This is a genomic window from Olivibacter domesticus, from assembly GCF_900109575.1.
GTDB lineage: Bacteria > Bacteroidota > Bacteroidia > Sphingobacteriales > Sphingobacteriaceae > Olivibacter > Olivibacter domesticus.
Genome location: NZ_FOAF01000001.1, coordinates 91,930 through 118,410 on the forward strand (window position 1 = coordinate 91,930; position 26,481 = coordinate 118,410).

The 26,481-nt window shown below is 40.2% G+C and carries 23 protein-coding genes; 11 read left to right on the forward strand and 12 right to left on the reverse strand.

Annotated features, from left to right (window positions below; genetic code table 11):
- Window positions 1–13: 13 nt before the first annotated feature.
- Complete coding sequence (locus BMY50_RS00325) at window positions 14–2,755, forward strand: hypothetical protein (RefSeq protein ID WP_093316402.1); 2,742 nt, start codon at window positions 14–16, stop codon at window positions 2,753–2,755.
- Window positions 2,755–4,344 (forward strand): hypothetical protein, encoded by a 1,590-nt coding sequence (locus BMY50_RS00330; protein ID WP_093316407.1) that lies wholly within the window; start codon window positions 2,755–2,757, stop codon window positions 4,342–4,344. Before BMY50_RS00325 ends, BMY50_RS00330 begins: the two co-directional genes overlap by 1 nt.
- A gap of 100 nt (window positions 4,345–4,444) precedes the next feature.
- Here the strand turns inward: BMY50_RS00330 and BMY50_RS00335 are convergent, their stop codons facing one another.
- The 3 genes from BMY50_RS00335 to BMY50_RS00345 are packed head-to-tail and all read right to left on the reverse strand — an operon-like array spanning window position 4,445 to window position 7,577.
- Window positions 4,445–5,578, reverse strand: a complete 1,134-nt coding sequence (locus BMY50_RS00335) for a glycoside hydrolase family 43 protein (RefSeq protein WP_093316412.1) — start codon at window positions 5,576–5,578, stop codon at window positions 4,445–4,447.
- A gap of 54 nt (window positions 5,579–5,632) precedes the next feature.
- Window positions 5,633–6,793: an FAD-dependent oxidoreductase gene (locus BMY50_RS00340; RefSeq protein ID WP_093316417.1), complete on the reverse strand. Its 1,161-nt coding sequence runs from the start codon at window positions 6,791–6,793 to the stop codon at window positions 5,633–5,635.
- Between the two features lie 28 nt (window positions 6,794–6,821).
- A complete protein-coding gene (locus BMY50_RS00345) occupies window positions 6,822–7,577 on the reverse strand; it encodes a helix-turn-helix domain-containing protein (RefSeq protein WP_093316422.1) in 756 nt (251 codons plus the stop codon).
- Window positions 7,578–7,795: 218 nt separating this feature from the next.
- On the opposite strand from BMY50_RS00345, the gene BMY50_RS00350 reads away from it, so the two are divergent.
- A complete protein-coding gene (locus BMY50_RS00350; protein ID WP_238383627.1) occupies window positions 7,796–10,585 on the forward strand; it encodes a glycoside hydrolase family 2 protein in 2,790 nt (929 codons plus the stop codon).
- A 110-nt stretch (window positions 10,586–10,695) separates the two neighbouring features.
- On the opposite strand, the gene gap is transcribed toward BMY50_RS00350, so the two are convergent.
- On the reverse strand, window positions 10,696–11,673 hold the full coding sequence (gene gap, locus BMY50_RS00355) for a type I glyceraldehyde-3-phosphate dehydrogenase (protein ID WP_093316431.1): 978 nt from the start codon (window positions 11,671–11,673) through the stop codon (window positions 10,696–10,698).
- Between the two features lie 17 nt (window positions 11,674–11,690).
- Window positions 11,691–12,716, reverse strand: a complete 1,026-nt coding sequence (locus tag BMY50_RS00360) for a GlxA family transcriptional regulator (RefSeq protein WP_093316435.1) — start codon at window positions 12,714–12,716, stop codon at window positions 11,691–11,693.
- 144 nt (window positions 12,717–12,860) lie between these two features.
- Here BMY50_RS00360 and BMY50_RS00365 point away from each other — a divergent pair, with 144 nt between their 5' ends.
- Window positions 12,861–13,163 (forward strand): c-type cytochrome, encoded by a 303-nt coding sequence (locus BMY50_RS00365; RefSeq protein WP_093316440.1) that lies wholly within the window; start codon window positions 12,861–12,863, stop codon window positions 13,161–13,163.
- Window positions 13,164–13,741: 578 nt separating this feature from the next.
- Here BMY50_RS00365 and BMY50_RS00370 read toward each other — a convergent pair.
- The gene (locus BMY50_RS00370; RefSeq protein WP_093316444.1) at window positions 13,742–15,274 is read right to left on the reverse strand and encodes a M61 family metallopeptidase; all 1,533 of its coding nucleotides are present in this window, start codon (window positions 15,272–15,274) and stop codon (window positions 13,742–13,744) included.
- Window positions 15,275–15,440: 166 nt separating this feature from the next.
- Between BMY50_RS00370 and BMY50_RS00375 the strand changes: the two genes are divergently transcribed.
- Window positions 15,441–17,102: a S41 family peptidase gene (locus BMY50_RS00375; RefSeq protein ID WP_162276492.1), complete on the forward strand. Its 1,662-nt coding sequence runs from the start codon at window positions 15,441–15,443 to the stop codon at window positions 17,100–17,102.
- Window positions 17,103–17,516: 414 nt separating this feature from the next.
- On the opposite strand, the gene BMY50_RS00380 is transcribed toward BMY50_RS00375, so the two are convergent.
- The 3 genes from BMY50_RS00380 to BMY50_RS00390 form a co-directional block, all read right to left on the reverse strand.
- Window positions 17,517–18,299 carry an NIPSNAP family protein gene (locus BMY50_RS00380; protein ID WP_093316455.1) on the reverse strand — a complete coding sequence of 261 codons (783 nt, stop codon included), beginning with the start codon at window positions 18,297–18,299 and terminating at the stop codon, window positions 17,517–17,519.
- A gap of 131 nt (window positions 18,300–18,430) precedes the next feature.
- The gene (locus BMY50_RS00385; RefSeq protein ID WP_093316458.1) at window positions 18,431–19,213 is read right to left on the reverse strand and encodes a DUF1223 domain-containing protein; all 783 of its coding nucleotides are present in this window, start codon (window positions 19,211–19,213) and stop codon (window positions 18,431–18,433) included.
- Between the two features lie 91 nt (window positions 19,214–19,304).
- The gene (locus tag BMY50_RS00390; RefSeq protein ID WP_093316462.1) at window positions 19,305–19,769 is read right to left on the reverse strand and encodes a hypothetical protein; all 465 of its coding nucleotides are present in this window, start codon (window positions 19,767–19,769) and stop codon (window positions 19,305–19,307) included.
- A 406-nt stretch (window positions 19,770–20,175) separates the two neighbouring features.
- Here BMY50_RS00390 and BMY50_RS00395 point away from each other — a divergent pair, with 406 nt between their 5' ends.
- From BMY50_RS00395 to BMY50_RS00415, 5 genes are all read left to right on the forward strand, one after another.
- Window positions 20,176–21,198 carry a sensor histidine kinase gene (locus BMY50_RS00395; protein ID WP_093316465.1) on the forward strand — a complete coding sequence of 341 codons (1,023 nt, stop codon included), beginning with the start codon at window positions 20,176–20,178 and terminating at the stop codon, window positions 21,196–21,198.
- Window positions 21,179–21,940, forward strand: a complete 762-nt coding sequence (locus tag BMY50_RS00400; protein ID WP_093316470.1) for a LytR/AlgR family response regulator transcription factor — start codon at window positions 21,179–21,181, stop codon at window positions 21,938–21,940. Before BMY50_RS00395 ends, BMY50_RS00400 begins: the two co-directional genes overlap by 20 nt.
- A 120-nt stretch (window positions 21,941–22,060) precedes the next feature.
- Window positions 22,061–23,035: a heme-binding domain-containing protein gene (locus BMY50_RS00405; protein WP_093316475.1), complete on the forward strand. Its 975-nt coding sequence runs from the start codon at window positions 22,061–22,063 to the stop codon at window positions 23,033–23,035.
- A gap of 2 nt (window positions 23,036–23,037) precedes the next feature.
- A complete protein-coding gene (locus BMY50_RS00410) occupies window positions 23,038–23,475 on the forward strand; it encodes a hypothetical protein (RefSeq protein WP_093316480.1) in 438 nt (145 codons plus the stop codon).
- Between the two features lie 79 nt (window positions 23,476–23,554).
- Window positions 23,555–23,947: a DoxX family protein gene (locus BMY50_RS00415; RefSeq protein WP_093316485.1), complete on the forward strand. Its 393-nt coding sequence runs from the start codon at window positions 23,555–23,557 to the stop codon at window positions 23,945–23,947.
- Window positions 23,948–24,019: 72 nt separating this feature from the next.
- On the opposite strand, the gene BMY50_RS00420 is transcribed toward BMY50_RS00415, so the two are convergent.
- Window positions 24,020–24,763 carry a glucose 1-dehydrogenase gene (locus tag BMY50_RS00420; protein WP_093316489.1) on the reverse strand — a complete coding sequence of 248 codons (744 nt, stop codon included), beginning with the start codon at window positions 24,761–24,763 and terminating at the stop codon, window positions 24,020–24,022.
- 85 nt (window positions 24,764–24,848) lie between these two features.
- Between BMY50_RS00420 and BMY50_RS00425 the strand changes: the two genes are divergently transcribed.
- Window positions 24,849–25,190, forward strand: a complete 342-nt coding sequence (locus tag BMY50_RS00425; protein ID WP_093316493.1) for a winged helix-turn-helix transcriptional regulator — start codon at window positions 24,849–24,851, stop codon at window positions 25,188–25,190.
- A 196-nt stretch (window positions 25,191–25,386) separates the two neighbouring features.
- Here the strand turns inward: BMY50_RS00425 and BMY50_RS00430 are convergent, their stop codons facing one another.
- Both BMY50_RS00430 and BMY50_RS00435 read right to left on the reverse strand, forming a co-directional pair.
- Complete coding sequence (locus tag BMY50_RS00430) at window positions 25,387–25,890, reverse strand: lipocalin-like domain-containing protein (protein WP_093316497.1); 504 nt, start codon at window positions 25,888–25,890, stop codon at window positions 25,387–25,389.
- Window positions 25,891–25,904: 14 nt separating this feature from the next.
- A complete protein-coding gene (locus tag BMY50_RS00435) occupies window positions 25,905–26,468 on the reverse strand; it encodes a short chain dehydrogenase (protein ID WP_093316501.1) in 564 nt (187 codons plus the stop codon).
- Window positions 26,469–26,481 lie beyond the last annotated feature (13 nt).

The following is a 26,481-nucleotide window of genomic DNA, read 5'->3' on the forward strand; positions in this document are numbered from 1 at the left end:
GATTAAATAGAAGATGAAGATAAAATTATTTATAAGCCTTTTGACGTTAATCATTAGTAATTCGCTGTACGGTCAGCAAATACCACTTCCTGCGAACCTGTCAAAGGAGCATCCGCGTTTGCTCACGACGTCGAAAGAGAAAGCTACATTGCAGCAGAAAATTGAGAACGAAAATTGGGCGAAAGAGGTGAAGGAAGGTCTGATCTTGCGAGTCGAACCTTACCTGAAAAAAGTAAAAGAGCAACCTGATTGGTTGCTTTCTCGATTGATGATGTACTGGAAAAGCCACGCAGATCAGGTCTATATTAATGGGGGTTTATATGCGCGTGCCACAGGAGAAGCACCTGTACCAACGATTCGGTTTGGCAGTACGCGCGGTATCAGTTCGCCGATTAAGCGACCTAAATTAGAAAATATCATTCCTTATATGGACGATACGAAAGGGGTGTTTTTTCTCAATACAGCAAAACCGGATTCCCCTTTGGAATGGGTAGATCAGGTAGCGGTTTCGGGCTCGAGCATTGAAAGTGTGAATAATGAGATTATCGGACTGGGAAGAGATGCAGCCTTTCTTTTTTGGTTGACCGGAGAAGAAAAATATGCCAAATTGGCCTTTGGGGTTTTTGATACCTATATGACCGGTATGTATTATATGAAGGAGCCTATTGACCAAGGTAATGGTCATGCCCAGACCTTGGTTGGGATGAGTACCTTTGAGGTGATCCAAGAGAAAATACTTCCCGAATTGGCCATCTATTATGATTTTTTATATGCATACATTAAATCAACGCATGAAGATAAGCTAGCAATTTATGAACAGGCCTTTAAAAAATGGATTGATGTCACGATTAAACATGGTGTTCCACATAATAACTGGAATTTACACCAAGCAAGCTTAATGCTTCCCGCCATTATGGTACTGGCAGATGATAACGAGTATACCGATGGGAGGGGACGTAGCTATTACCTCAATTGTATTTTGAACAAGACATCAGCAAGACAATGGGCGTTGACAAAGTTAATGAATTACGGCTATGACAAGGAAACAGGCGTTTGGAACGAAAGTCCGGGTTATGCGCAAAGCGTGACCAGCCTGTTTATGGAATTTATCCACCGTTACGATAATACCTTTAATCAGAACTTGTTGCCCTACGCACCGGTAATGAAAAAGGCAGTTGCGGTCCTTCCACAGTACTTGTTTCCCAACCAATTAACAACAGCCTTTGGCGACTCTTATTACGGTGACATCGCTTCTTCTCCCATTGCCGACATGATTAAACTGAGTCAGAAGTATGCCGACGCCAAGAATGAGGAGCTTTTTACAGGATTGTATAAGAAATTTGTGGGAGCGGAGCCGATAGGAGATGGAAAGGGAAATTTGCCCATAGCTATCCAATCTTTTTTTACAAATAAACCATTAGTACTCAAGAAAGATATTGTGCCGGCCAATTTGAAAGACTTTGTGACCCCCACATTCTACGCACCCAATGTTAGCTGGTTCGTACAACGATCCAAGTATGATAGTAAAGAAAATGGTTTAATGATTTCGCAGTATGCATCGTATGGCAATCACGCGCATTCGAATGGTGTAGCCATGGAGTTGTATGGAAAAGGCTATGTGCTGGGTGCTGAATCAGGGATCGGGTCTAGCTATTTCGAGAAACCTTATTTGGAATACTATTCACAATTTCCCGCCCATAATACGGTGATGGTGGATGGGATTTCAACCTATCCTGAGATGTTGAGTAATCATCCGTTCGACTTATTGGCAAACTATCCGGCATCCGGAAAAAAAGAAGGATATTTTCCAGGAGTTACTTATTCCGATGTGTATTTCTTAGAGCCGGAGAGCCGAAGTGATCAAAACCGCTTGCTTAGTATTGTGAATACAGGCGATTCTACTGGATATTATGTAGATATTTTCCGATCCAAGAAGCAAGGTACCGGTGATAAATTTCATGATTATTTCTATCATAATCTCGGTCAAGATCTATTTATAAAGGATGCGTCCGATCGTGATTTACGGTTAGAACCGAGCGAAGAGATGGCCTTTGCAGGTGGACATCTTTTTGCGTTAGATTACATGTGGGACAAGCGTTCGGCCAAAACGAACAAAGATTATCAGGCGGTGTGGAAAATGACACAACCTAATGGAAATCATGTATACATGAACCTTTGGATGAAAGGATACGAAGGACGCGAAGTATTCGCGATCAAAGCCCCACAAGTGAAATCCTTCCGCTCTAACGATGGATTTCCTTATGATTTAAAAAGCTCTCCATTTCTAACAATAGCAGCGAGACAGCATGGTGAAGCTTGGAATCATCCTTTCGTTTCGATATTTGAACCATCAACCGAAAAAAATGGGAAGTCCATAGTTTCTATCACCTCATTCGAAGTGAATAACGCTTCTCCTGACTTTGTTGGACTGATTGTGAAAAGTAAATCAGGAAGGAACGACTATATTTTCTCCTCGGTAAAAGAGGAGGATGTAGTTTATCGAGATATGCGGGCGAATGGAACTTATGTGGTGCTTAGTGAAGAAGGAAATGATTTCACCCTGTTTTTAGGGCATGGAAAACTATTGGCGGCTAAAGGATTTACAATTTCTGCAGATCAGCCTAGCAATGCTACCTTGCGCTATGAGCATGGTATGTACTATTTCACTTGCGATCGGCCAGTCGTACTCACCATGCCAAATGGGAAGAGGATAAAAATCGAAGCGCAGGATTATGATACTTTATCTCTAAAATAATGCAAAGCTATTTAAAGAAGGTATTAGCGCTATTTGTCGTGCTACAAATGCTATTTAGTGGGTATATTACGGCTGCGCAATCCGTTTGGCAGTGGTCTGTACCCGTCAAAAATGTCGATGGCAGCTCCATACCCCATACCGAAGCCTTTTTATGGATTCCAGAAAACTGTAAAAAGGTAAATGCATTTATATTGGTGCAGCATAACATGACGGAGGAAGGTATATTGGAAAATAGAACTTTCCGTGAGAAGCTCAGTAAGTTGGGTATTGCCGAAATCTGGCTAACAAATCAGATATCTATTAATTACGAAGACCCGATACTTGCCAATAAGATCTTGCAGCAGATACTGTTAGATTTAGGCAACAAATCGGGATATAACGAGTTAGCAACGGTACCCATTATTCCAATGGGACATTCTGCGATGGCCACTTTTCCCTGGAATTTTGCGCTGGCAAATCCAGAAAGAACCTTCGCTATTATCTCGTTGAAAGGTGACGCACCCACCACTAATTTAACAGGTTCCGGTCGGCCAAATATCGATTGGGGCGATCGCAATATAGCAGGGATTCCGGGTGTCATGATCATGGGTGAATATGAGTTTTGGGAAGATAGAAGGACACCAGGGTTTAACTATTTGAAGAAAAACCCGAATACAACACCCTTAACCTTCTACGCTGACGCTGGAAGAGGGCATTTTGATGCAACAGCATCGTTGATCACATTTTTGGGTGATTATATCGAACAGGCTTACAAACAAAGGGTAGGTCGATCGTCGCTTATTTTGAAGCCCATCATCTTAGAAAGCGGTGTACTGATGGATGTATGGCGAAAAGATTCCTTGCCACAATACCCTGCTACCGCGTATGAGCTGTATAAAGGTGATCGCTTTAAAGCTTCGTGGGTATTCAACAAACAAATGGCCGGGAAAATCGAAAATAACTACCAGCGCTCTAGATTTAAAAAAGTGAGGGAGCTGGGATTTCAGTTGCAAGGTAAGCCGGTAGAAAAACAACAAACGCATGCCAATTATCATTTGGATTTTATACCCGAATCGGATGGTCTAACCTTCCATGTAAAGGCGATTGATGTAAGTGGCGACCGTGAAGAGGTCACCTTGGATAGGATATGTGGACCTTTTATGAAACTGAATGATACAACCTTTCGCATTCAATTTGATAAAATAGGCATGAATAATCCTAAACGTTCTAACGATCTGTGGTTTTTGGCGCATGTGGATACCGATAATATTTATAAATACGCTGTCCAACAGGCCAATATGCGTATTCCAATGAAAAATGAAGAAGGGAATGTTCAAGAGATAGATTTTACAACGATAACGGATGTAACGCTCGGAGCAAAAACTGTCTCATTGCATGCTACCAGTAGCCAGCAGTTGCCAGTCTCCTTTTATGTGAAAAGTGGGCCTGCCTATATCGAGAATGGTAAATTGCATTTCACAAAAGTTCCACCGAGAACGAAATTTCCAATAGCAGTAGAGGTCGTAGCCTGGCAATATGGGATAGCTACCGAAAGCCTGAAAGTTAAAACCGCCGAACCTGTTTTCCAAACTTTTTACATACAACGCTAGCTCCCCAACCTCCTGTTACCATGGGAAATATTTAACATTGATGATCCGAAATGATGAAAAAAATATACTCATCGGCGATATAGCAAAGACCGTAGCTCCTCTATTTTGTAGGAGCCGCCTGCGATGTAGTGGTAGGTCCTTCTACCACGAGCTTTCCGTCTTTTAATATCCTCATCCTGTCTATAAAAACAACCCGTTCTTCACCTGTCGACAAGGTCCGCGCGTGATATACACAGAACATCTCCTGCCCGTCTGGAGAGTAAGTAACGCTATTATGCCCTGTTCCGGTCACCACGCCACCACGCTCACTATTTTTTTGCAATACAGGATTATTAGCTGCTTTGGTAAACGGGCCGAGCGGGCTTTTTGAAGTGGCATATCCCACGGCGTAATTCTTACCACCGAAATAATTGGCAGAATACATCATATAGTAGGTGTTTCCTTTCTTAAAAATGGCAGAGCCTTCCGTCCATCGGCGGTTAACCTCCTTTGAGGTAACGGAGCGGCTTTCCCATTCAGCCTGCTTATCATCCATTTTTACAGGAGGTCTTAACAGCAGTACCGGTTCGCCTATTACCCCACTGAAATCAGGCTTTAGCTCAACACCATACACCCAGCTCTCTTCTATACTTTCAAACCATCCCTTTTGCTTAGCCCAGGTAGCCACTTCGCTCTCCACCGGATGCTTATAGCAACACCGAGAATAATAAAGGTAAATTTTTCCGCTTTTATCAAAAAGTACATTCGCATCGATGATAGGATAACCGGGATCAAAAATCGGCTTATTGCTTAGGTCAATAAATGGGCCTGTAGGCTTGTTAGCCACCGCTACACCGATGCGGAAATTCTCAAGTTCCTTACCGGGATTCTCTTTCCATTGGGCACAGTAGAACATATAAAATTTGCCATTATGTGCATATACTTCAGGTGCCCAGTAGGCGCCATCCCAGGCGGCAGTAGAATCACTCCAGCCGTTCTGATTACTTGCATAAAATACTTGACCCTCATCTTTCCAGTTAACGAGGTCTAATGAAGAATAAGCGGCAAACCCATTTTTCGCACCACCGCCAGTTCCGTACATGTAATATTTGTCGCCCTTTACATGCAGTACGTAGGGGTCGCCAAATTTAACAGGCAACGGATTCTGATAAGTGTTTGCAGATTGAGCAAACGATCCATTATTGAAGGATAATATAAGCAGGAAGGACCCAAAAAACTTTATTATTTGTTTCATAATTTAATATTCGATGCCGACAAATATAAACGCAGGAAACTACAAATGGAAATGCTAGTGCCTTCCAAACATATCCAACATCGTATTCAACGCATCCTCCGCGTGCATCCGCTCGCCATTTTCAAGTGACTCTTGTGCTGCTATTGCTGCTCTTCTACGCATAGTTGTTTCATAAAAAGAAATGGCTTCCTGTAAAGTGCTGTATTTGTCAGATGTTAAAGATTCACTCAATTCCAATGCATCAAGCATAGCCATGTTTGCGCCTTCTCCAGCAAAGGGTGGCATTACATGTGCCGCATCGCCGAGCATAGTTACGTTGGGTAAGGATTTCCATGTTTGATTTAGTGGTATACAATATATCGGACGTGGAATAAAGGGTGTTGTTGCATTTTCAAACAGTTCATACCAAATGCTGCTCCATTCGGAATATTCTTTTTTAAACCAAGTCAATAATTGAGTTTTATCGGCATAATTTAAGCCACTATTTGCTGCCCAGTTTTCATCTGCTTTGAAGCTTGTATAAAAACCCAGATCGCCATTGCCTTTCTGGCCGAGCAATACATTCTTCTTATTTCCGAAAGCCATTATTTTTCCACCATTGTTCAATGCATCGATATGCGGGGTCGCTTTTTTTGAATGATAAACGTTACCTTCGAGCATGGTTACACCCGAATAAAATGCTTTGATGTCAGTGATGTAGGGCCGGATCTTAGAATTGGCACCATCAGCAGCAATAACCATATCGGCGAAAGCAGATGGTCCTTTTTTGAAATGTAACAACCAACCTCCGTTTTGCGCTTCCATTGAAATAAAATGGCTATCCCACACAACCGTTTCTGGCTGTAAAGATTCCAACAATATTTTTCTTAATGAACCGCGGTCTATTTCAGGACGAAAATGTTCATGACCGAAGTTCTCATCCACTTTGGTTTCGTGATCGCTAAAAAAAACTTCTGCACGTTCATTTACTATCAATTTTTTATCTGCACCGGGAAGAAAATTCTCTTTAAATGCGACTAATAAATTTGCTTTGCGGATAGCCGCCAATCCCGATTCGTCATGTAAATCAAGTGTAGATCCTTGCACGCGGGCATCCTTATCCAAATCTCGTTCATACACCCTTACATTTGCGCCTTTAAGCTGTAAAAGCCTTGCTAAGGTTAAGCCACCAGGGCCTCCGCCAACGATAGCGATCAATTTATTTGCTAATAACATACCGTATAAGTTTTAATACGGTGCAAAACTATTTTTGTTTCAAGACAGATAATAGTACAAATCGGTCGTTTTTGTTCTTAGATAATTCTTTTGGCACAACGCCCGAAAATTTTTTTATCTCTTTTATAAAATGGTTTTGGTCTGCAAAGTTTAATTCAGGAAAAAGTTTTCCCTGTGCGATATGTTCTAATGAGGCTCTGAAACGCAAAATTTTACAGTACGCTTTTAATGACAGCCCGAATTGCTGATTGAAATAACGGTTGATTTGCCTGCTGTTCCAAAATACGCTTTCCGAAAGCTCTTTTACGTTCATTTCACCGTTTGATGAATAAATGAGCTCGAAAAGTTTGCGTTTTCTTTCATCTGGATCTTTATATAAAAGTTCTTTTATTTTTTGTGATGCTTTCTGATAAAACGCATCAAAGTCTTCCAAATCATCTACATTAAAATCCCAAAAGTTATTCGGAAAATCCTTCGCACTATTTAATATGTCATCGATCGGAGTGCGTAAAATATATTCAACGGCAAGTGGTTTGAAACTAATTACAAAGGTGCATGTATGAGGTGGAATACTTCTTTGTTCGGGCTCCGTTTCTAATCCAACAAGTATAACCTGAAAGGGCTGCGATGCAGTTTGCCAGAAAAACAAATCAATCCTTCCGTCGGGCAATACAACCACTTCCTTTGCCTCATTTGATTGATTCTGGAACATACCAATACTTTCTACAAAGTCAGCAAGTGACTTGTCTGGTTGGATGAATTTGTAGTTGAAGCTATTGTCCATTTTGTCTGGCCATTAGTAATATACGCTAACGCTATATAACCTTGACGTTATTTACCTGCATTTGATTTCAAAGGTATTCATAATAATTAGTACGCACATGTTTGAAAAAACATGTAAATCTTGATGGTTACTTGGTAAGGTTAAAAAAATCACCTTTTAATCCTTTTTTAAATGAGCTATATCCGTATATTTAGCACCTCCTACACAAAATTATGAAGATGAAAATAAATTTGTTTTTTCTAGCTTTTCTCGTTTTTTCGGCGCTCTCGTCAAAAGGTCAACAAACAACTTCTTATCAAAGAGTTTACTTATCGGGTAAAGACGCCGCTTCAGCGGTAGAATGGGACTTTAAAGTTTCGGATGGCAGAAAAGCAGGAACATGGAGCAAGCTCGCCGTACCGGCTAACTGGGAGCTACATGGTTTTGGTATCTATAACTATGGGCATGACCACGAAAAACCTGAACGAAAGCTAGGGAAGGAGATCGGCGAGTATAAGCACAGTTTCGATATTCCCAAAGATTGGAAAGGGAAAACAATTAAAATAGTCTTTGCAGGCGCTATGACCGATACAAAAGTAAAAATCAACGGCCAAAGTGCGGGTGATTTGCACCAAGGAGGATTCTATGAATTCAAGTACGATATTACATCCTTGCTTAAATACGGGACAAAAAATCTCTTAGAAGTTACGGTGGCCAAGCACTCAGCAAATACCTCTGTAAATAACGCAGAAAGAGAGAGCGATTTTTGGATCTTTGGCGGTATTTATAGGCCTGTTTACCTAGAAGTATTACCAAGTAACCATTTCTCCCGCATTGCTGTTGATGCACAAGCTTCCGGTAAATTCAGTGCACTTCTTCAATTAAATAAACCCATTAAATCAGCATCAGTAGAAGTGAAAATTACCGATTTAAAGACGGGACAAGACGTTAAAGAATTCACTGCGCCACTGCCCGAGACTGCGTCTTCAATAACAGCAGATGTAGCGAATGTGAAAAGCTGGAATCCGGAAGATCCCAATCTTTATGAAGCTGCATTTACCCTCCTTGTAAAAGGTCAAAGAATATACACAAAAAAGGAGCGCATAGGTTTTCGAACAGTCGAACTGAGAAAAAATGACGGAATTTACGTCAACGGAACCAAAGTGGTTTTTAAAGGAGTGAACCGACATTCCTTTTATCCAAACACGGGTAGAGCGCTCTCCGAAGCCAACCATTTAGAAGACATTAGCTTAATGAAAGATATGAACATGAATGCCGTTAGGATGAGCCATTATCCTCCCGATGAGCGATTCCTGACACTTTGCGATTCTTTAGGCCTTTTTGTATTGGATGAGGTAACAGGCTGGCAAGCAAGCTATGATACCATTGTAGGGCCTAAACTGATCAAGGAAACCGTTCTGAGAGATGAAAACCATCCTTCGGTAGTTATATGGGATCATGGAAATGAAGGGGGATGGAACTTCGCCAATGAAAAATGGTTTCATCATTGGGATATTCAAAAGCGCCCCGTTATTTACCCATGGCTCAACAAGAACGGTGTCGATGCTTTTCACTATCCTACCTACAAAGCGGGTATAAATAGGCTCTCCAATGGAAATAATATCTTTATGCCCACTGAAATGATACACGGTTTGTATGATGGTGGCCATGGAGCAAACCTAGACGATTTCTGGACGGATTATATGCATAATCCTCGAGCAGCAGGCGGGTTCTTATGGGCATTGGTAGATGAAGCAGTTGTCCGCACAGATCGCGCAGATAGTTTAGACGCTGATGGAACCAATGCGCCCGACGGTATTGTTGGCCCATATAGAGAAAAAGAAGGTAGTTACTTCACCATAAAAGATATCTGGTCTCCGGTTCAAATCAAACCAATGGTAGTGAACGAAAAATACAATGGACAACTCATCATTGAAAACCACTACTTATATACCAATCTTGAAAACTGTAAAATTGAATGGGAATTAAAAGGAATCAGTAATTGGAAGGCAGTTACGCTGTCCTCCGGAAAGCAATCTTTGGCCAATACCTTACCTGGAGAGAGTAGCCGCATAACCCTTGCCTTACCGCAAGATTTTGCCAAGGCAGATTGGTTAGCGCTGTCGGTAACAGATCCTTCTGGCCATAAGATAAATAACTGGACCTGGCCAATTCACTCAGCGAACAACTTTAGTAACAAAAAATTAACAGCGCCCACCGAAGAAGATCCAGCCTCCATCGCAAAAGACAGCTTGGGAGAATATTTGGTTTACAAAGCAAACGAGACAGCGGTATATTTTCGTAAAAATTCTTTCATGCTCGATAAGGTAGTTAAAGGAAACCATGAATATGCACTTGGAGGACCACTAATAACGGACGGAAATAAACTTAAGGAGGTTAAGCAAGAAGTAGATCAACAGGGCAATCAAGTCATCCGGTTGGCATATGAAACCTATCCCAACGCGGTTACCTGGACATTGTTCCGCAATGGGCAACTTAAATTAGAAACTTCCGCACCAGGTTCCAAAACGGACACTGCAGATTATTTAGGTATTAATTTCTCTTTTCCTGAAGAAAATGTGAAATCCATTAGATGGGTAGGAGACGGCCCCTACCGCGTATGGCAAAACCGTCTTAGAGGGCCTAAGTTTGGGGTGTGGGAAAAGAATTATAACAACACAATTACGGGATACAACAGCGTTGGTAAGTTAGCGTACCCTGAGTTTAAGGGATATCATGCTAACCTATACGCCTATGAGTTGGTTGTTTCGCAGGGCAGTTTTAAAGTCTATACCGAGACACCCAATCTGTTTTTTAGACTTTTCACACCAGAAAATGCTCCCGACGCAAATAATAATCTTAAAGTAGCATTTCCTGCTGGAGATTTATCGTTTCTATATAAAATACCGGCAATAGGAACAAAATTTCATTCTGCTGAGTCCATGGGGCCTTCGTCTGCCAATATCAAAAATGTTGGGCACAATGGGGATGAAAATGATCCAATTGTATTGTGGTTTGATTTTGATTGATGTTTTTTGTGTCATCTACCGGAAGAGAGGGTGTATCATCAGCCATGATCACCCTCATTTGAAAAGCTGGAAGCTAAAACTGATGTACCAAAAGAGCTTGCCCGATAAAATCAGATCAGCGAAATTAATTCAGCGATTCGATTGGAAATGCCCACTTCGTTGTCATACCAGGCAACAATCTTCACTAGTTTACCAATAGTTTTCGTCATCCCACCATCTACGATCGAAGAATGTGTGTTACCCAGAATATCCGAAGATACGAACTGTTCTTCCGTATATTCCAGCACACCTTTTAGTGACGTTTCAGCATAGCGTTTCAATATAGCATTGACCTCTGCCACGGTCACCTCCTTTCGAAGGTTAATAGACAGATCAACGATTGATCCATCGATCACGGGCACGCGGTATGAATATCCATCCATCTTGCCTAGAAGGTTAGGCAACACGTTACCAATGGCTTTTGCGGCGCCAGTTGTTGTCGGTATGATCGAATAGGCCGCAGCACGGGCACGACGTAGATCTTTATGCGGTGCGTCTTGCAGGTTCTGATCTGCTGTAAAGGCATGAACAGTAACCATGTACCCTGATTCAACACCGTATTCTTTATCGAGAACATACAGAATAGGCGCAATACTACCGGTGGTGCAGGATGCAGTCGAATAAATCTGATCATCTCCAATAAGTTCATTGTTGACACCATGAACAATCGTTTTTACGCCACCGGTGGCGGGTGCTGTAATCAATACCTTTTTCGCACCGGCATTGATATGTGCAAATGCGGTACTTTTATCCGTAAAACGCCCTGTCGATTCGATAACGGCATCTATCTGCATGGACGCCCAAGGTAATTTAGCGGGGTCCTTTTCTTGGAGCATCGTGATGCGTTTGCCGTTGGCAATCAGGATATCACCCTCGGTGCTAACCTCGCCGGAGAACCGGCCATGAGCGGTATCATATTTAAACAAATGTGCAAGCGTATCAATATCCGTCAGGTCATTGATAGCTACAACTTCTACTCCAGACTGGTGTTGTAAGGCACGCAGCGTCATCCGACCAATGCGGCCGAACCCATTAATTGCAATTTTCATTCGAATAATTTTTTTATTTAGTTTATCAATAGATCTTCCATACCAGCATCTTTTAAAGCCGTTCGGAAAGTATGGCGGTAATTAGATGGCGTAACAGACAGATGCCTCAGAAAAATACGTCGCATAGAAACCAGATTACCCATACCACATTGTTCCGCAATTCTTTCCAGCGGTATATCTGTATCTTCGAGAAATTTCCGGGCAGCCTCCACTCTCAGTTTTTCAACAAACTTGGCCGGAGGCATCCCTGTTTCCCGATGAAACACCCGTGTAAAGTTGCGCGTGCTCATATTCATCTTACCAGCGATCCGTCCTACTTCCAGCGATTCATGCAAATGATCGCGGAGCCAGCTTTGTGTTTTACCGGCGATATTTTCATCTTCATAAACCGGCAGCAGATTGCCAAATTGAGCCTGGAAGCCAGGACGACTCAAGTAAAAAACCAGTTTTCTGGCTACCCGTATGGCAATATCCTTTCCGAAATCCTCTTCTATCATTGCGAGCGACAAATCGATACCAGAGGAAACGCCTGCTGAAGTGTAAACATTTCCATCATTCGTAAAAAAATGATTAGCATTAACCTGAACGGAAGGGTATTCCTTTTTCAATTTTTCGCTTAAATCCCAGTGGGTAGTAGCCCTTTTCCCTTCAAGTAAACCTGCCTTAGCCAAAGCAAATGCACCTCCGCAAATAGATGCGATGCGCCGTGTATTCACCGCATTGATCTGCCCAAGCCAATGGTAAAAATCTTCCAATGCAACAGTGGCCGCTTCGCGAAAATCATTGCCGGCGATGATGAGCGTATCGATTGGTAAGGCAATTTCCATTGCATGATATGGACAACGGATTTCAACACCTGTCTCAGTCCTGAGCGTTCGGTCGGTTGTCGGTGTTGCAATTAAAACTTCATAACCTTTAGCAGCACTAACAGCCTGCAGGCAATTGTTAGCATTCGTAAATACATCCGAAGGACCGGCAAAATCCAGTAGCATATTGCCTGTCATAACAACGATAACTACTCTCTTTTTTTCGTTCGTATTCATCTGTCAAATATAGCTGCTTTTCGACGCGTCTCAAAGGACATAAATTATACAATTTAGGCCAAAAGAGATTCGCGTCGTCTTGTCGGTTTCATTCTATTTTATTTGTCCAGGTCTACGCACATTTACAAATAAATTAATTAAAAGATGAAGACAATTCTGTTAACAGTTGCGATATGCTACTCGATCGATGCGGCAGCACAAGAGCTGAGCCCATCAATGAGCAATGGAAAAATAATATTTCAAAGTAATTGTGTAAGGTGTCACGGTGATGATGGTAAGCTAGGGAAGTTTGGAGCAAAAGACCTACAAAAAAGCAAGTTGGATGATAAGCGTTTGTATAAAATCATCTCTAACGGTAAATGGCTTATGCCCCGGTGGAAAAAGGTATTAACGCCCGAGCAAATCTTATCAGTCATTATTTATGTTAAAACCCTAAGATATAAATAAAAAGACTCCCGCTAACATCAGCTTGATAATAAAGAAGATATATTAAAACAAAAACACTTATCTTTATGTTGGGCTTTTATATGAAAGGAATCACGTTATGGATATGTTCGGTCAATTTTTAGTCTACCTTCTCCTAGCAATTCTGGGCATACTTGCTTTAAGTATCCTCATGTTTAACGGTTCATGGTTGGCCTGTTTATTAGCTGTTGGAGTGGAGTTATTGTTTATCGGAAGTTTTGTTGCGTGGAGAAGGAAAAGAGCAAGAAGAAGTACGTATTAATAGCCCAACCAAGAAAGTTTATTGACCCATAATTCACCACAGAATATATTGAAGCCAAATCCTATAGTTGATAGCCAAGAATTTGTATCTTAGAGAATTAATTCATCTAAGAAGCTCCCAAAACCCTAAATTATGCTTAATAATCGTCGTAAATCGTTGATATAATTATTCTTTGCATGTTAGCTGTTTATTTAAGCGGGCAGAAATAGCAAATCTAACAGCGGATTACTTTATGTCAAAACATTCATAGTATGAGTTAAAGTAAATATAATGAGCAGAAAAATTTGTGTTCAAAAAACTATTGATTTATCCACGCTTTTCTTAATGCTAATTGTTGGGCATTCGGATTGTTTATCAGGTTAATTTTTTTAGTTGTTTCGTCATATTCAAAACCTACTTTTGCCAGGCATTCTTTCAAAGGTATAGGGTCGCCACCTTCCATATAATCAGTAAAAAATGTACGGATCTTGGGGAAAGTCATAGCTGCAATTTCGTCGAATAAGGCATCATCATTAAAATATTTTCCTTTGCCATATTTCTTCATAAGTCGTTGCACCAGTTCTTGGGTGCCTATTTTTCCATCTGAAAGTTCGCGTAATTTTATGTCAAGGCATAAACCGAGTAAAGCGCCTTTTTGATAAAAATTCATATATTGGTCTTGCCGTTCAACCGCATTTTTACTCAAATTAGTAAAAGATAATTTGTTATCAAATGCTTCCATACCATGTGTTTTCTCTTCAATTTTTCGTGCGAATTCTTTTAAACTGATCATTTTTTGCTTTATCGGCATGTGTATAGTGGCGTATTCTGTCATACCTTCATAGAGCCATAAATGTTTGGACAAAGTAGGGTTCAAAAAATCGTAATTCTCAATTTCCTTTGAATGAATATTAAGCGGTGTAACAATATGGAAGAATTCATGTGATGCAACGCTAATGAGCGCATTGGGCAGATAGTTAATACTGCTAGAGTTGTACAAACAAACGGTCGATTGTGCGTGCTCCAAGCCGTCTCCCATGAGTCCATTCTCCTTTGATGATTCATAATAAATCAAAAAGGCATATTTGTCAACTGGTAGCTTACCTCCCAGATAAGATTGCTGATTTTTTAGAATAGTCTCCAATTCATCAGCTATCTTTTTGGAATAGTGCCGCTCCTCTTTGTTATAGAAAGATATCAGTATTTCGGCATTACCTACTTTTATCCAAGTAGTATCAGGTATGCAATACAGTACGGGTGCATCTACCAATTCTCTGTAATTTTTTACCGAAAAAATATCAGTACTATCATTTTTAAGTATGTAATTCAAGGCCGACGATGCATAAAAGTCTTTATTTTTCTTAATGTTGATTTTATAGGGAAGATTATTCATCTCTTGAAAATAGCCTGCCAATGAATTGTAATTGATGACAAATACAGAGTCTTGGATAAAAGTACTGGCTGCAGATTTTGCGCCCCGGGTATTTTGCTGTAAAGAATCCCACCCATCGGCTACTTGATAAGATATTTTTGCAACATTTTTAAGATCATGCACCATCCAACTATTTTGATCCAATCTTTCAGTAAGAATTTTTTTACCAGTTTTATCAAACGCACTAAAGTCAGAAATATATTGCCCGAAATTCATAGCATCATAATAGCCGGGAACCATTTTTGGAATAACAAACTTACCTTGTTCTAGCTTGTTTTTTGGTGGAGAGAAAGAAACTGTAACTTGGTCGTCCTGAATATTAAGCAAGTCAATCGTGTATTGATAACTATGGTTATGCGATTGGGCTAATGCCGTGGTTGTAAAAAATGCTAATGTGAAAAATAATTTTATTGTTTTCATTAAGGTGAATTTTCGTTAAATATACGGCATCGTCTGCATTGACATAAAGCGGAACTATATGCAACATTTTCTTTTTTGCTATGTCCTTTTTATAGACTTTACTTTAAATATACTGTTTTAAAAATAATGAAAGCATCTCATGGTTTCAATTAAAAATTTATGCATTATGTCATTATTAATGAAACAAAAGCCACGCTTTTTTCTCTTGCTCGTACTTTTTCTATCTGTAATCGTCTGCTATTCGCAGGAAATCGGAATCGATCATCAGAGGTTAGGCCAATTAAGAACGGAATTCGAAAATGGAAAAATGGAGATATCAAATTACAATACAGCATGTTATTTTGCGCTGTCAGGAGATCGTACCTTAGCTTTTGTCTATCTAAAAAAAGCAGTGTACGACGATGGTTTTGCTGATGCAACGGCTATGGAAAAAGATCCAGATCTGAGCACTTTACATCACGATGCGCTTTGGCCTGTAATACTCCAAAAAATCGAAGAAAATGTAATGAAGCAACAGAAAGTTGCCGCCTTATATTTTAATCAAAAAGACTTTTGGGAGTCTAAGACACTAAAGACGCCTTATCGGGAGAATATTTCAGAAGAAGAAAAAATTGCAGGTTTGTCAAAATTTTGGTCAGAAGCTAAATACAATTTTGCCAACTTTGATCTATTACCGGATCTAAATTTTGACTCTCTTTATTTTGCATACCTATCGAAGGTCACGAACACCAAGTCAACTTTAGAATATTATCAATTAATGGCAAAATTCGGTGCTATGTTAAGAGATGGTCATACCAATGTATATGCTCCCCAAGAATTAACAAATGAATTATATGCAAGACCTTTATTGCGCAGCCGATTAGTAGAAGGGAAGACTTTGATTGTTGGCGTTTATGATCCTAAATTGGAAAAGGAGGGTATTAAAGTAGGACAGGAAATTGTTGAGGTGAACGGGTTGCCGGTTAAGGAATATGCTGCGCGTTACGTGATCCCTTATGAGAGTTCATCTACAAGGCAAGACAAAGAAGTGCGGGCATATGACTACGCCTTATTAGCTGGGTCAATTCACCAGCCAATTGCATTGCAATTGAAAGATAAATCGGGCTTCATGCAAAAATACAGTATTTCCCGAGTAAAACCCGAAGAACGTTCCGCGAAATTAGCAGCAGCACCGTTCGAATATAAGATGTTGAAAGGTAATATCGCCTATATTGCACTGAATAGTTTTGGCAGTGATTCTGCAGCAAATGCCTTCGCAGCATGTTACGAAAATATCTCGAAAGCAAATGCCATTATTTTTGACATCAGAAACAATGGTGGCGGTAGTTCCTCCGTGGGATGGAATATTCTTAGCTATTTAATTCAAAAACCTTTTCCTATTCATTCTTGGTATACCCGGGAATACAGACCAAGTTTCCGGGCATGGAACAATATCCAGCAAGTTTACGGAGGAAAAAGTAAGCTCTATCCCAAAGAAAAGTTTTTTTATCACAAGCCTGTCGTTGTCTTAACCAGTGCTAGAACTTTCTCGGCAGCGGAAGATTTTGCAGCAGCCTTTAAATCCTTACATCGTGGGCAAATCATTGGGAGTGCAACGGGAGGTAGCTCGGGCCAGCCCCTTGTTATCAGCCTACCTGGGAATGGAACAGCACGTATTTGTACCAAACGGGATATGCTTGCAAATGGCGAGGATTTTGTGGGAAAGGGTGTTCAGCCCGATAAAAAAGTGGTTCCAACGATCGAAGATGTTAGAAAGGGTGTTGATACCGTATTAGAAGAAGCCATCAAGCAGTTACTATCTCCAAAACATGGAGCAAATAAAATTTGAAAACGACAATAAAGCCTATTCTTAAAATTATACAAACTTTTCCTAGAACTATATACTATTATAAGTTTTAGTAGGGCGTAGCTTAGCTGAGATCTTTTGAAAATGTGTTTGAATAAAAAATATGGAAACATTTTCTTTTACTACTACTGATAACCATGAACTCTATGGTATTTTTCTTCCAGCAAAAGAGGGTTCCGAGACAAATAATTTGTAATAGACACCTAATTCAGGTAATGGTCGAAAAAGCATGCAATAACAAGATAACCAAATGAGTACTAAATTATAGGGAGGCCTAACTTTCCAGCGCAATGGCGAAGTAATGGTCTATCTACATTTTAGCCCACCGTATGGAGCAAGTCTACCCATGAAATGGGATATCCAGAGTGCCGTTGTTTTCGGTAAACTAGCTTTGCATTATACTTGTGAATAGGATGTTGGAACCAAAAAGGTATTGCTGATTTTAGAAATAGTATTTGCATATTGAGGATCCGCTACTAATTTCTTCCATTCGGGGTCAGCCACGAAGGCAGACCATCCTTTGTCTCGTTCTTCCATACTGCTGCATGTGATCATATAAGTGAGACGGGGTAGCTTATCGCCGGCAATCACTTCACCACAGAATACGGGATTCAATTTCGCTCGATTAAAAATGGGAAATTCCCCATCATGGAACATTTTAATTTTTCTTCTTACAGCATCTTCGCTATAGCCTTCATAGGTTCTTAATTCAAATATTCGTGACGCACCTGATGGGACGACCATTGCAGGAAAACCGTCAAAGGCAATCATTAAAGAAGAGGTAAAGCGGTTGTATACAGGTTTGTCAGCCGGTATGCTATTATATGCTGCGCTATTTTTAATATAATCGATATCTGCCTTTACTTTTATATTTACAGATAGGTAGTTGTCAAGAGAAGAGTAAGGTGTTAGTAAATAAATCCTAGTCGGCTCCGATTGTCTCCATTCCTTAAAGACGCCCACTTTTTTTACTCCGTATTTATTCAATGTAGGAATAAGGGCCGTTTTAAAATAATTTTCGAATTGTCCGAGATCGGAGCCGAAACGCACCTCATATTCACGCCATTCGTATACCTCCTTTTGTGTTGGAGACTTATCGGTCGCCATTGCCGGTTTGACGATTGCTGCTGCACCTGCAGCAGCTACAAGCGAAGATTGGAGGAATTTCCTGCGTTTCATATTGATTCTGGTTTAATGTGTAAATAGCTCTAGGTAAATAAAGATAAAGATATTCATACTTGGCTGGCTTCCAAAATCTTTCAATAAATTTTTACAGATAAAAGATAGCTAAAAGTACGTGTTTGAAGAAGCTATTGATCAAAACTAACCCTTGCGGCATCCGTAATCTGGCCATTTTGCTCATTCTGTACAAAACCAATGAGCTCCCAACCGCTCTTATCAAAATCAGTGGGGAGAATAAAGGTAGCTGTCTTTTTGTCCTCCATTCTTAGGTGTGCTAACTGCCTCACGATTTGTACATGTGATAAGGCCCGTCCGGAATTTTCACCGCTTTTCACCCTGCTTGAAGCAGATCGCTGTACCAATGCCAATACCAATTCTGACTTTTTGTCTTTTTTTGCACTATCATATACTATAAGAAGCTTTCCGTCTTTTATCTCATAATGAAGTGTGAGTGATGAGGTAACAGCCTGGTTTAACCCATCTGTAATAGCTTGTAGTACCCGGCCTTGCTCAGACCCCACCATCTCCACCGCTCCATTGACGATAACCTGAGGTGTATAAACCGTTTGGAGGCCCATCCAATTAGCATATTGACCTTGTCTGAGTGAAAAATCATGATCACTGAAACGGTCCTTCCAACCTTGGTGATCCCAATAATCTACATGAAAAGCCAAAATATAGACCTGTTTGTTCTGATTTTCTTTCTGGATCTTTTCCATCAGTTCATCTGCCGGTGGGCAGCTTGAGCAACCTTCAGAGGTGAACAACTCCACTACAGCGAAGCCATTCCGATCTACAGGTTGCTGTATATTCCTTATTTTCTTTTCGTAATGCATATCGATAAATGCAGTTACCATGATGAATACAAGTGCCAAACCTGCAGCAGAAAAAATTACTTTAATAGATCTCATGTTTATTTTTTTTAGTTTATTTAATTTATCTGATCAATCGAAGTGAAATCGATGTGTCCCGATTTTACTTCTGACATGCCATTTAAGATTTTTAATAATTTCGGGCAATCGGTTCAGGAATAAAATAGCCCAGATCATTACAAGGTATGATTTCAATAGTACCTTTAAAAACCAATTTGCCCGATAATTTCAATTGCTGTTTGTAAAGCGCAGCTTTATCATTGTAGTTTTCCTTTTCAACTGCAAAAAGTGCTTTTGGGCTACTTGTTTCGCTAATTGCCGGATACTGGGATGTACCTAAAGACTCACTAAAGGGGAAATACACAAAATCCTCTTGTTTATTTCTGAAATCAACCAATGGTGGAAATACCTGTTTTGTAATAGGCATAAATAATAATCCACCAGACATTAGCTGTTTTGATGACCTTATCCCCTCAACTGGAGATAAGGCTTGTGCGTTGGCCGAAATACCAAAGGATAGCGCCAACATCAAAGCAAATGTTAAGGCAGCTACACTCAAAAAACGTCGGCGGTCGTATTTGATTTTATGTTCCATTATCGTTAAATATTTATTTGTTTCACTTGTTCTTACTTTGTTTGGTGATTTGTAAGTATGACAAAGGTAGCCTGGGGATAGGGTGCAAAAGAGTGTTTATTGTGTGAACAAGGCAGAAGAAGGGTTGAGTTTGGCATTTTTCGGCACGAAGGTTATAGGCCTGTAAAGCGTCCATCTCCGTGTGATTTTAGCCTTGTCTACAACAGCTTACAGATTGCCTGGTTCAGGCGATGTCTGGCCCACTTCAACAATTCCATAGAGGCAATATCAATCTATTTTGGTAAGTTTGGAGCCATATCCATTCATATGAATAGCTATTCTTTCCAACAGGAGATATCGGAGCAGACTGCTTATCCGGTGATCTGGCTGAGGTCAATTAGATCCAAAAGTATTTTTTTAGTTTTTTATGAAAGTAACGAGAACGTTCAGGATATCCCATAAGCTCATTTGGTTTAGCTCTCTTTTTTTAGGAGCACTCACGGCTGTGCCAAAAATTGCTGAACATCATTTCAACCCCTATGAGGCTTTGGTCGACTCATCCGTCACCTTTCTATTTGCTGTTGTGATATGGTACTACAATCTCTATAACTTACCAACCTATATGGCAAATAATCCAAAAGGGGGCTTTTCGACGAAACAATTGCTTAAAGGACTTTTCTTTGGTTTAGCTTTGATGTTTGTGTTAGCTTGCATTCAGCAATATCTCCTGTCTCATTTACCTTTTGGTCCTGTCATGCTCATGTTTGAGGTGCGTAGTATTCTCATTAGCAGTGCCTTTTACATGTTTATCCATCTTTTGTATCAAAGCTTCCTTAATCAACAGGTAAGCGTAGAACTGGAGCGAACAACGACGGCTAATTTATGGGCCCAATTCGAACTGTTGAAGCAGCAGGTAAATCCCCATTTTCTGTTTAATAGCTTAAACACGCTCAAATACATGGTAGAGAGTGGCGATCAGCAAGCAGTCAATTTCATTTTAAAGCTATCCGATTTTTATCGCTTTACTTTGGAAAGCCGGAAACTCGACCTGATTAATCTGTCGGAAGAGCTGGAAATATTAGAGGCCTATATGTATTTACTGAAGGCTCGTTTTGAAGATGGCATTGAACTTTCAACCGATCTACCGGAAAAAGTATATACGTCACTGATTCCGCCCTTTACTTTACAGTTGCTTATAGAAAACTGCATAAAACATAATATCGTTTCCCTGGAAAAACCACTATATATAAATCTTTACACAAACAACAGTCACCTTATTGTGGAAAACAATATTCAGCTGAAGCGGGAGCCGGAGTCATCCACCGGATTAGGACTTGAAAACATTAACCAACGCTACCAACATCTTTTAGAACGGGAAATAATCATCGAAGTTACCGATAAAACATTTACCATTAAATTGCCTATCATTTATGAAAGCGATCATCATTGAAGACGAGATCAAAGCCGCTAAATCTTTGGAGAACATGGTTGTAAAATTGCGTCCTTCCACTTGTATATTGGCTAAGTTACAGAGTGTAGAAGCAGCGATAGACTATCTGTCGAGTCATGAGATGCCCGAACTGATATTGATGGATATCCAATTATCCGATGGGCTTTGTTTTGAAATTTTCAAGTCGGTGAATATTACCTGTCCGGTTATATTTTGCACTGCCTATGGCGAATATGCGCTGGAAGCCATCAAGGCCAATGGCGTCGATTATCTGCTAAAGCCATTCGCTGAAGCAGATCTTAGAACCGCCTTTGAAAGGGTAGACAACTTCAAAAATTTCTTTCAGCAGCATGCAGGAAGCGATCTGCAAGAGCTTATCCGTAAAATCAACGTAGATGAAGGCAAAAAGAGCTTCCTGGTTTTTAAAAACAATAAGTACCAGACCGTGCAGACCGATCAGATTGCTTATATCTATATCAATTACACCTCTCCATCCATTGTCACCTTTAAAGGCGACGAATATTCCATTAACCAATCCTTAGATCAGGTTCAGAATCAATTGTCGACTAGGCAGTTTTACCGGTTAAATAGACAATATCTTATCAATTTTTCCGCTATAAAAGAGGTCGAACATTATTTTACCAGAAAATTATTTGTGCGTTTGCATATTGCTACGCCCGAGAAACTGTTGATTGGCAAAGAAAAAACAGCAGCATTCTTGCACTGGTTAGAAGATCGTTAAACCTATCCACACCTTAAAATTCCGTCTACAACCTCCAATTTGTCTAACCCACCAATTTATTCGTTTTTATTCAGGCCTTCCATCTCTATTTTTGGTATCAAACATAGAAAAATACAGATTATGGAAGTACCAAGAAGAAAAAAGAAACGCCTCTACCTGGTGTTGCTAGTTATAATAACCCTATTTGTAGGGCTTCAATTTTTTAATCAACCCATAATAGGTAAGCCCGTCACCGGTACTATCGAAGCACCGAGAGAAGTAACAGCAATACTTGAACGTTCTTGCTATAGTTGCCATTCCAACGAACAACAGCTGAGCTGGTTCGAGCAAGTTGCTCCAGTCTCTTGGTTAGTAAAAAAGGATGTTGACAGGGCAAGAGAGGTAATGAATTTTTCAGAATGGGGAGCACTTTCACCGGCCGAACATCAAGGAAAGATGTATGCGATACTCAATATGGTACAGGCCGGGAAAATGCCACTTCCAGCATATACCTTATTACATCCCGCAGCAAAAATATCCGAAGATGATATTGCAGTGATCAAGGCATATACCTTATCCTTATCAAAGGATGAAGCAAATAAAACAGCGGTTACACTTGTAGAACAACCTGAAGTTATTCCAGATCGTCTACCAGACACATTGCCTATATCCGCTAATGGTGTAAAATACACAGACGCTTTTAAAGACTGGAAAGTCATTAGTATGAGTACCCTATTTGACCATTCTATACGGGTGATTTATGGCAATGACATCGCTGTTAAGGCAGTAGAAGAAGAGAAGTTCCACCCTTGGCCAGATGGCAGTGTGGTAGTAAAGGCGGTTTGGGAACAAGTTGAAGGGGCCGATGGTGAAATCAGGGCGGGAAAATTCATTAATGCACAGTTCATGGAAAAGAATGCGGAAAAGTACAAGGATACAGAAGGCTGGGGATTTGCCAAATTCAGTGGACAGAAGCTCATTCCCACTGGGAAAACAGCGTTATTTGCGCAACAGTCATGTATCGCCTGTCACCGCCAGCTAGCAGCATCTACCGGTTACCTGTTTGATGTACCCCTAAAAATAAATCGCAAAGGTTTAATCCAAAAAAATAATTAGAAATGAATAGAATAATTTTTATGCTGCTAGGTGGCATGCTGCTTAGCAATTGTGTTGATAAACAGAAAAACGATAGCTATACCCGTGTCGTATTTGATCCAGGTGCACTAAAATTCTTCGCATCATCTGTAAACAAAAAACAAGAAACAATGGCAGCCTTGTACGGTAATGACAAGGCTTATCAAACCTTGTCAAAAGGAGATAGCATTTCCGCTGCGGGCACCATCCTGCGATTAGTCACTTGGCGGTACCATGATAACCCTCAATATACCGGCGGCACCATAAATGGCGAGCTGTTAAGCGTAGAATCTGTTTATGTTAATGAGGCGGGTAAAGCATCTTATGAGCTAGAAGCAAGTGCTTTACAAAGCGAAACTAACGAGGTAGCAGATAAACAGGAGAGAATAAAATACATAATGAGCTATAAACCGGTTTTCTAGCTGGCCTATCAGTAAATCCCTTTATACACACAGAAAGGTCGGCTACTTTTTAACGCAATAATTAATAAACGCAACAAAAATGAACACTAAAACAACAAAAATCATCTACTGGTCGGGTATTATTTTCATGTCGCTTTGGTTTGGAGCAAGTGGCTATTTTGAACTGACCAAGAATCCAATTGTATGGGGTATTACACAACAATTGGGTTATCCACCACATTTTATCTATCTCTTGGGTGTTTTTAAACTTTCAGGTATTATGATACTCTTAATCCCCAATAAGCTGCTGCGGTTAAAAGAGTGGGTATTTGCAGGCATGTTCTTTGATATCGTATTTGCTTTCTTTTCGAAGATAAGTGTGATTGGCTTCCCTGCAACAATTGATGCGCTGCTTGCCTTCAGCATATTAACGATAGCATACATTCAGTTTAGAAAGCTTTATCCTTTTAGTTATACATTATTTTTCAGGTAGTTAAAAAAAACAGCAAGCCATTTACGGTTTGCTGTTTTCTTGTTTGAATAAGGCCTATACAAGTGATCTTCATTAAAGGGTCAGCCCACCATCCACAATAATTTCGGTACCGGTAATGAAAGATGCAGCATCGTCACACAAGTAAGTAACCAATCTCGCAACATCCTCCGCTTCACCCATTTTTTTCAGTGGAATTTCGTTTATCAAGCGTTCATGGATTTGCTGCAAAGTTGCTTCGTCCAAACCAGCTTTACCCATAATTTCAGTTTTATGCGGCCCAGGGCTCACAATATTCACTCTGATTTTTCTTGGGGCTAATTCTGCCGCTGCTGTTTTCGCTATGGAGTTTAAGGCCGCCTTGCTTGCCTGATAAATAGAGCTATTAGGGTTATGTGTAGAGGCGACGATAGATGAGAGTATTACAACCGAAGCCCCATCGTTTAGCAAAGGGATAAATTTGCTCAAGGTAAAATAGGCGCCTCTAAAGTTAATATCCATTACACGATCGAAATTTTCAACACTAGCATTTTCGATGAGTCCAAGCGTCCCTGTAACTCCCGCATTGATAAACAAAATATCTACTTTGCTAAATCGTTCTTTAACGGCTGTAGCTAAAAGTTCTGTATCATGCAGTTCTGCTTGGTCGGCTAAGAAGGGAATGGCGCCCAATTCCTGGGCAGCTGCTTCTATTGCTTCTCTACGTCTACCAGTAATGATGACTTTTGCACTTTGCGCTATTAACTCTTTTGCAGTGGCATAACCAATCCCGCTATTTCCGCCGGTTACAATGGCCACCTTATCTTTTAAATTGTTCATTTTTTTTGTTTTTTCTACAAAGTTATGCTGAAAATGGTATACTTTTGTAATCAGTATAACAGAGTATATCAGATAACATGTAGAAATGGAACGTAACCAAGAAGAAGAATTGAGGGCTTTGCAAGACACTCTCTACTTTATAGGAGGGAAGTGGCGAATACCCATTATCAACTCCATTTGCAATGGTAATAGGCGTTTTCGGGAAATTGAACGCAGCATTCCTGGAATCACGACACGTATGTTATCAAAAGAATTGAAAGAAATGGAAATGAATAAACTCGTAAAGCGAACAGTTTATGCAGATACACCTGTATTGATTGAGTACGAACCAACAGGGTACTGCAGAACATTTGGAAATATCATTCAAGAAATGATCAACTGGGGGCGGGCGCATCGAAATGTAGTGACCAAAGAAGCTATTCCTTAGATTTTATTTAAAAATAGGAAGGAGGATCGTAATAGATGCGAACGGTACGTATTATGATCCTCGTAATCTCTTATGTAGCGCTTATTGGGGATGGGCAAGTCGTATTTCAGGTATGGGGCTCCCTCACGTTCGTGGAAAAATGCTTTCTAGAGCGAGCGCGTCAAGAAAATTCAGATAGAACAAAATACACCAACAACTATTTTTTCTTCCACACCACAGTTGCCGTAACAGCCCCGCCATTAGTTGTATTCGTTACAACATAGTGCAGCATATTGTTTTCAAGTTTGTAAGAACGCACCTGCATATTGCCTTCCCAGTTAGGATAAAAAGCATGCTGCACATTGAAATTAATAGTGTGCTTTTCAGGGTGAACAGTATAGGTGCCAAAATGCGAATTATTGCCCTGCACCAAGGCTGCATTTTCATCTGGCGTAGCCTTATTTTTATCTCCCGCTGCAACTTTCGGACGAGTAGCTTTTAAAATTTGTATAGCATAATCACCAATGTCAGTAAACACGAGCAAACCCACAGGATTTTCGCCGTAAGGCAATGTTTTGCTTCCATCGGCATTGGTATTTACGACAGCTATTAATGACCATGTACCGACAAATTGTTTTTCGATTTTTTTTGATGGCTTTACGTCTTGCGCCTGTAACGCAGTAAATGACATTATAAATGCAACACACAGTAAGTATTTCATAAATCATTGTTTGTTTAATTGTAACCAATTCTTATAATTCCTCCATTAGCCGAAGTTGTAATGCTTTTTAAATAGCCATTAATCAAATCTTCGGTAGCAATGTCTGTGATTTTTGATGGGCTTATCACATTAATCCGTACACCTCTTGGCATTTCCAATGCAGCTGCCAATACGAAGCTGTTTACAGCGCCATTTGCTACAGCTTTGCCTGATGAACCTTTTGTAGGATGTTCACCCATTTTACCTGATATGAGTGTAAATGAACCATTGTCGCTGATGTGTTTCAAACCAGTGATTACGAGATTTATTTGAGCCAGTAATTTTTGTTGCACTCCGGTAAAATATTTTTCATCCGTCATAGAGAGTAGGTCGCTTGTAATACTATCACCTGCTGCACAAACAGCTGCATCTACAGTTCCTATTTGTGCAAATAGATTTTCAAGGGAAGCGACGGAAGAGATATCCACCGAAACATCGCCACTGTTTCTTCCTGCCGTAATTATTTCGTGCCTTTGTTGTAAGATAGGTGTAATGATTTTTCCGATATGGCCATTTGCACCGATAATTAAAATTTTCATTTGCTTATAGTTT

Coding starts and splice junctions, on each gene's coding strand:
- BMY50_RS00435 (WP_093316501.1), bottom strand. CDS start 26,468: ATGAAAATTTTAATTATCGGTGCAAATGGCCATATCGGAAAAATCATT.
- BMY50_RS00325 (WP_093316402.1), top strand. CDS start 14: ATGAAGATAAAATTATTTATAAGCCTTTTGACGTTAATCATTAGTAAT.
- BMY50_RS00395 (WP_093316465.1), top strand. CDS start 20,176: ATGAAAGTAACGAGAACGTTCAGGATATCCCATAAGCTCATTTGGTTT.
- BMY50_RS00425 (WP_093316493.1), top strand. CDS start 24,849: ATGGAACGTAACCAAGAAGAAGAATTGAGGGCTTTGCAAGACACTCTC.
- BMY50_RS00380 (WP_093316455.1), bottom strand. CDS start 18,299: ATGAAACGCAGGAAATTCCTCCAATCTTCGCTTGTAGCTGCTGCAGGT.
- BMY50_RS00410 (WP_093316480.1), top strand. CDS start 23,038: ATGAATAGAATAATTTTTATGCTGCTAGGTGGCATGCTGCTTAGCAAT.
- BMY50_RS00365 (WP_093316440.1), top strand. CDS start 12,861: ATGAAGACAATTCTGTTAACAGTTGCGATATGCTACTCGATCGATGCG.
- BMY50_RS00335 (WP_093316412.1), bottom strand. CDS start 5,578: ATGAAACAAATAATAAAGTTTTTTGGGTCCTTCCTGCTTATATTATCC.
- gap (WP_093316431.1), bottom strand. CDS start 11,673: ATGAAAATTGCAATTAATGGGTTCGGCCGCATTGGTCGGATGACGCTG.
- BMY50_RS00350 (WP_238383627.1), top strand. CDS start 7,796: ATGAAAATAAATTTGTTTTTTCTAGCTTTTCTCGTTTTTTCGGCGCTC.
- BMY50_RS00390 (WP_093316462.1), bottom strand. CDS start 19,769: ATGGAACATAAAATCAAATACGACCGCCGACGTTTTTTGAGTGTAGCT.
- BMY50_RS00385 (WP_093316458.1), bottom strand. CDS start 19,213: ATGAGATCTATTAAAGTAATTTTTTCTGCTGCAGGTTTGGCACTTGTA.
- BMY50_RS00330 (WP_093316407.1), top strand. CDS start 2,755: ATGCAAAGCTATTTAAAGAAGGTATTAGCGCTATTTGTCGTGCTACAA.
- BMY50_RS00360 (WP_093316435.1), bottom strand. CDS start 12,716: ATGAATACGAACGAAAAAAAGAGAGTAGTTATCGTTGTTATGACAGGC.
- BMY50_RS00370 (WP_093316444.1), bottom strand. CDS start 15,274: ATGAAAACAATAAAATTATTTTTCACATTAGCATTTTTTACAACCACG.
- BMY50_RS00345 (WP_093316422.1), bottom strand. CDS start 7,577: ATGGACAATAGCTTCAACTACAAATTCATCCAACCAGACAAGTCACTT.
- BMY50_RS00405 (WP_093316475.1), top strand. CDS start 22,061: ATGGAAGTACCAAGAAGAAAAAAGAAACGCCTCTACCTGGTGTTGCTA.
- BMY50_RS00430 (WP_093316497.1), bottom strand. CDS start 25,890: ATGAAATACTTACTGTGTGTTGCATTTATAATGTCATTTACTGCGTTA.
- BMY50_RS00415 (WP_093316485.1), top strand. CDS start 23,555: ATGAACACTAAAACAACAAAAATCATCTACTGGTCGGGTATTATTTTC.
- BMY50_RS00420 (WP_093316489.1), bottom strand. CDS start 24,763: ATGAACAATTTAAAAGATAAGGTGGCCATTGTAACCGGCGGAAATAGC.
- BMY50_RS00400 (WP_093316470.1), top strand. CDS start 21,179: ATGAAAGCGATCATCATTGAAGACGAGATCAAAGCCGCTAAATCTTTG.
- BMY50_RS00375 (WP_162276492.1), top strand. CDS start 15,441: ATGTCATTATTAATGAAACAAAAGCCACGCTTTTTTCTCTTGCTCGTA.
- BMY50_RS00340 (WP_093316417.1), bottom strand. CDS start 6,793: ATGTTATTAGCAAATAAATTGATCGCTATCGTTGGCGGAGGCCCTGGT.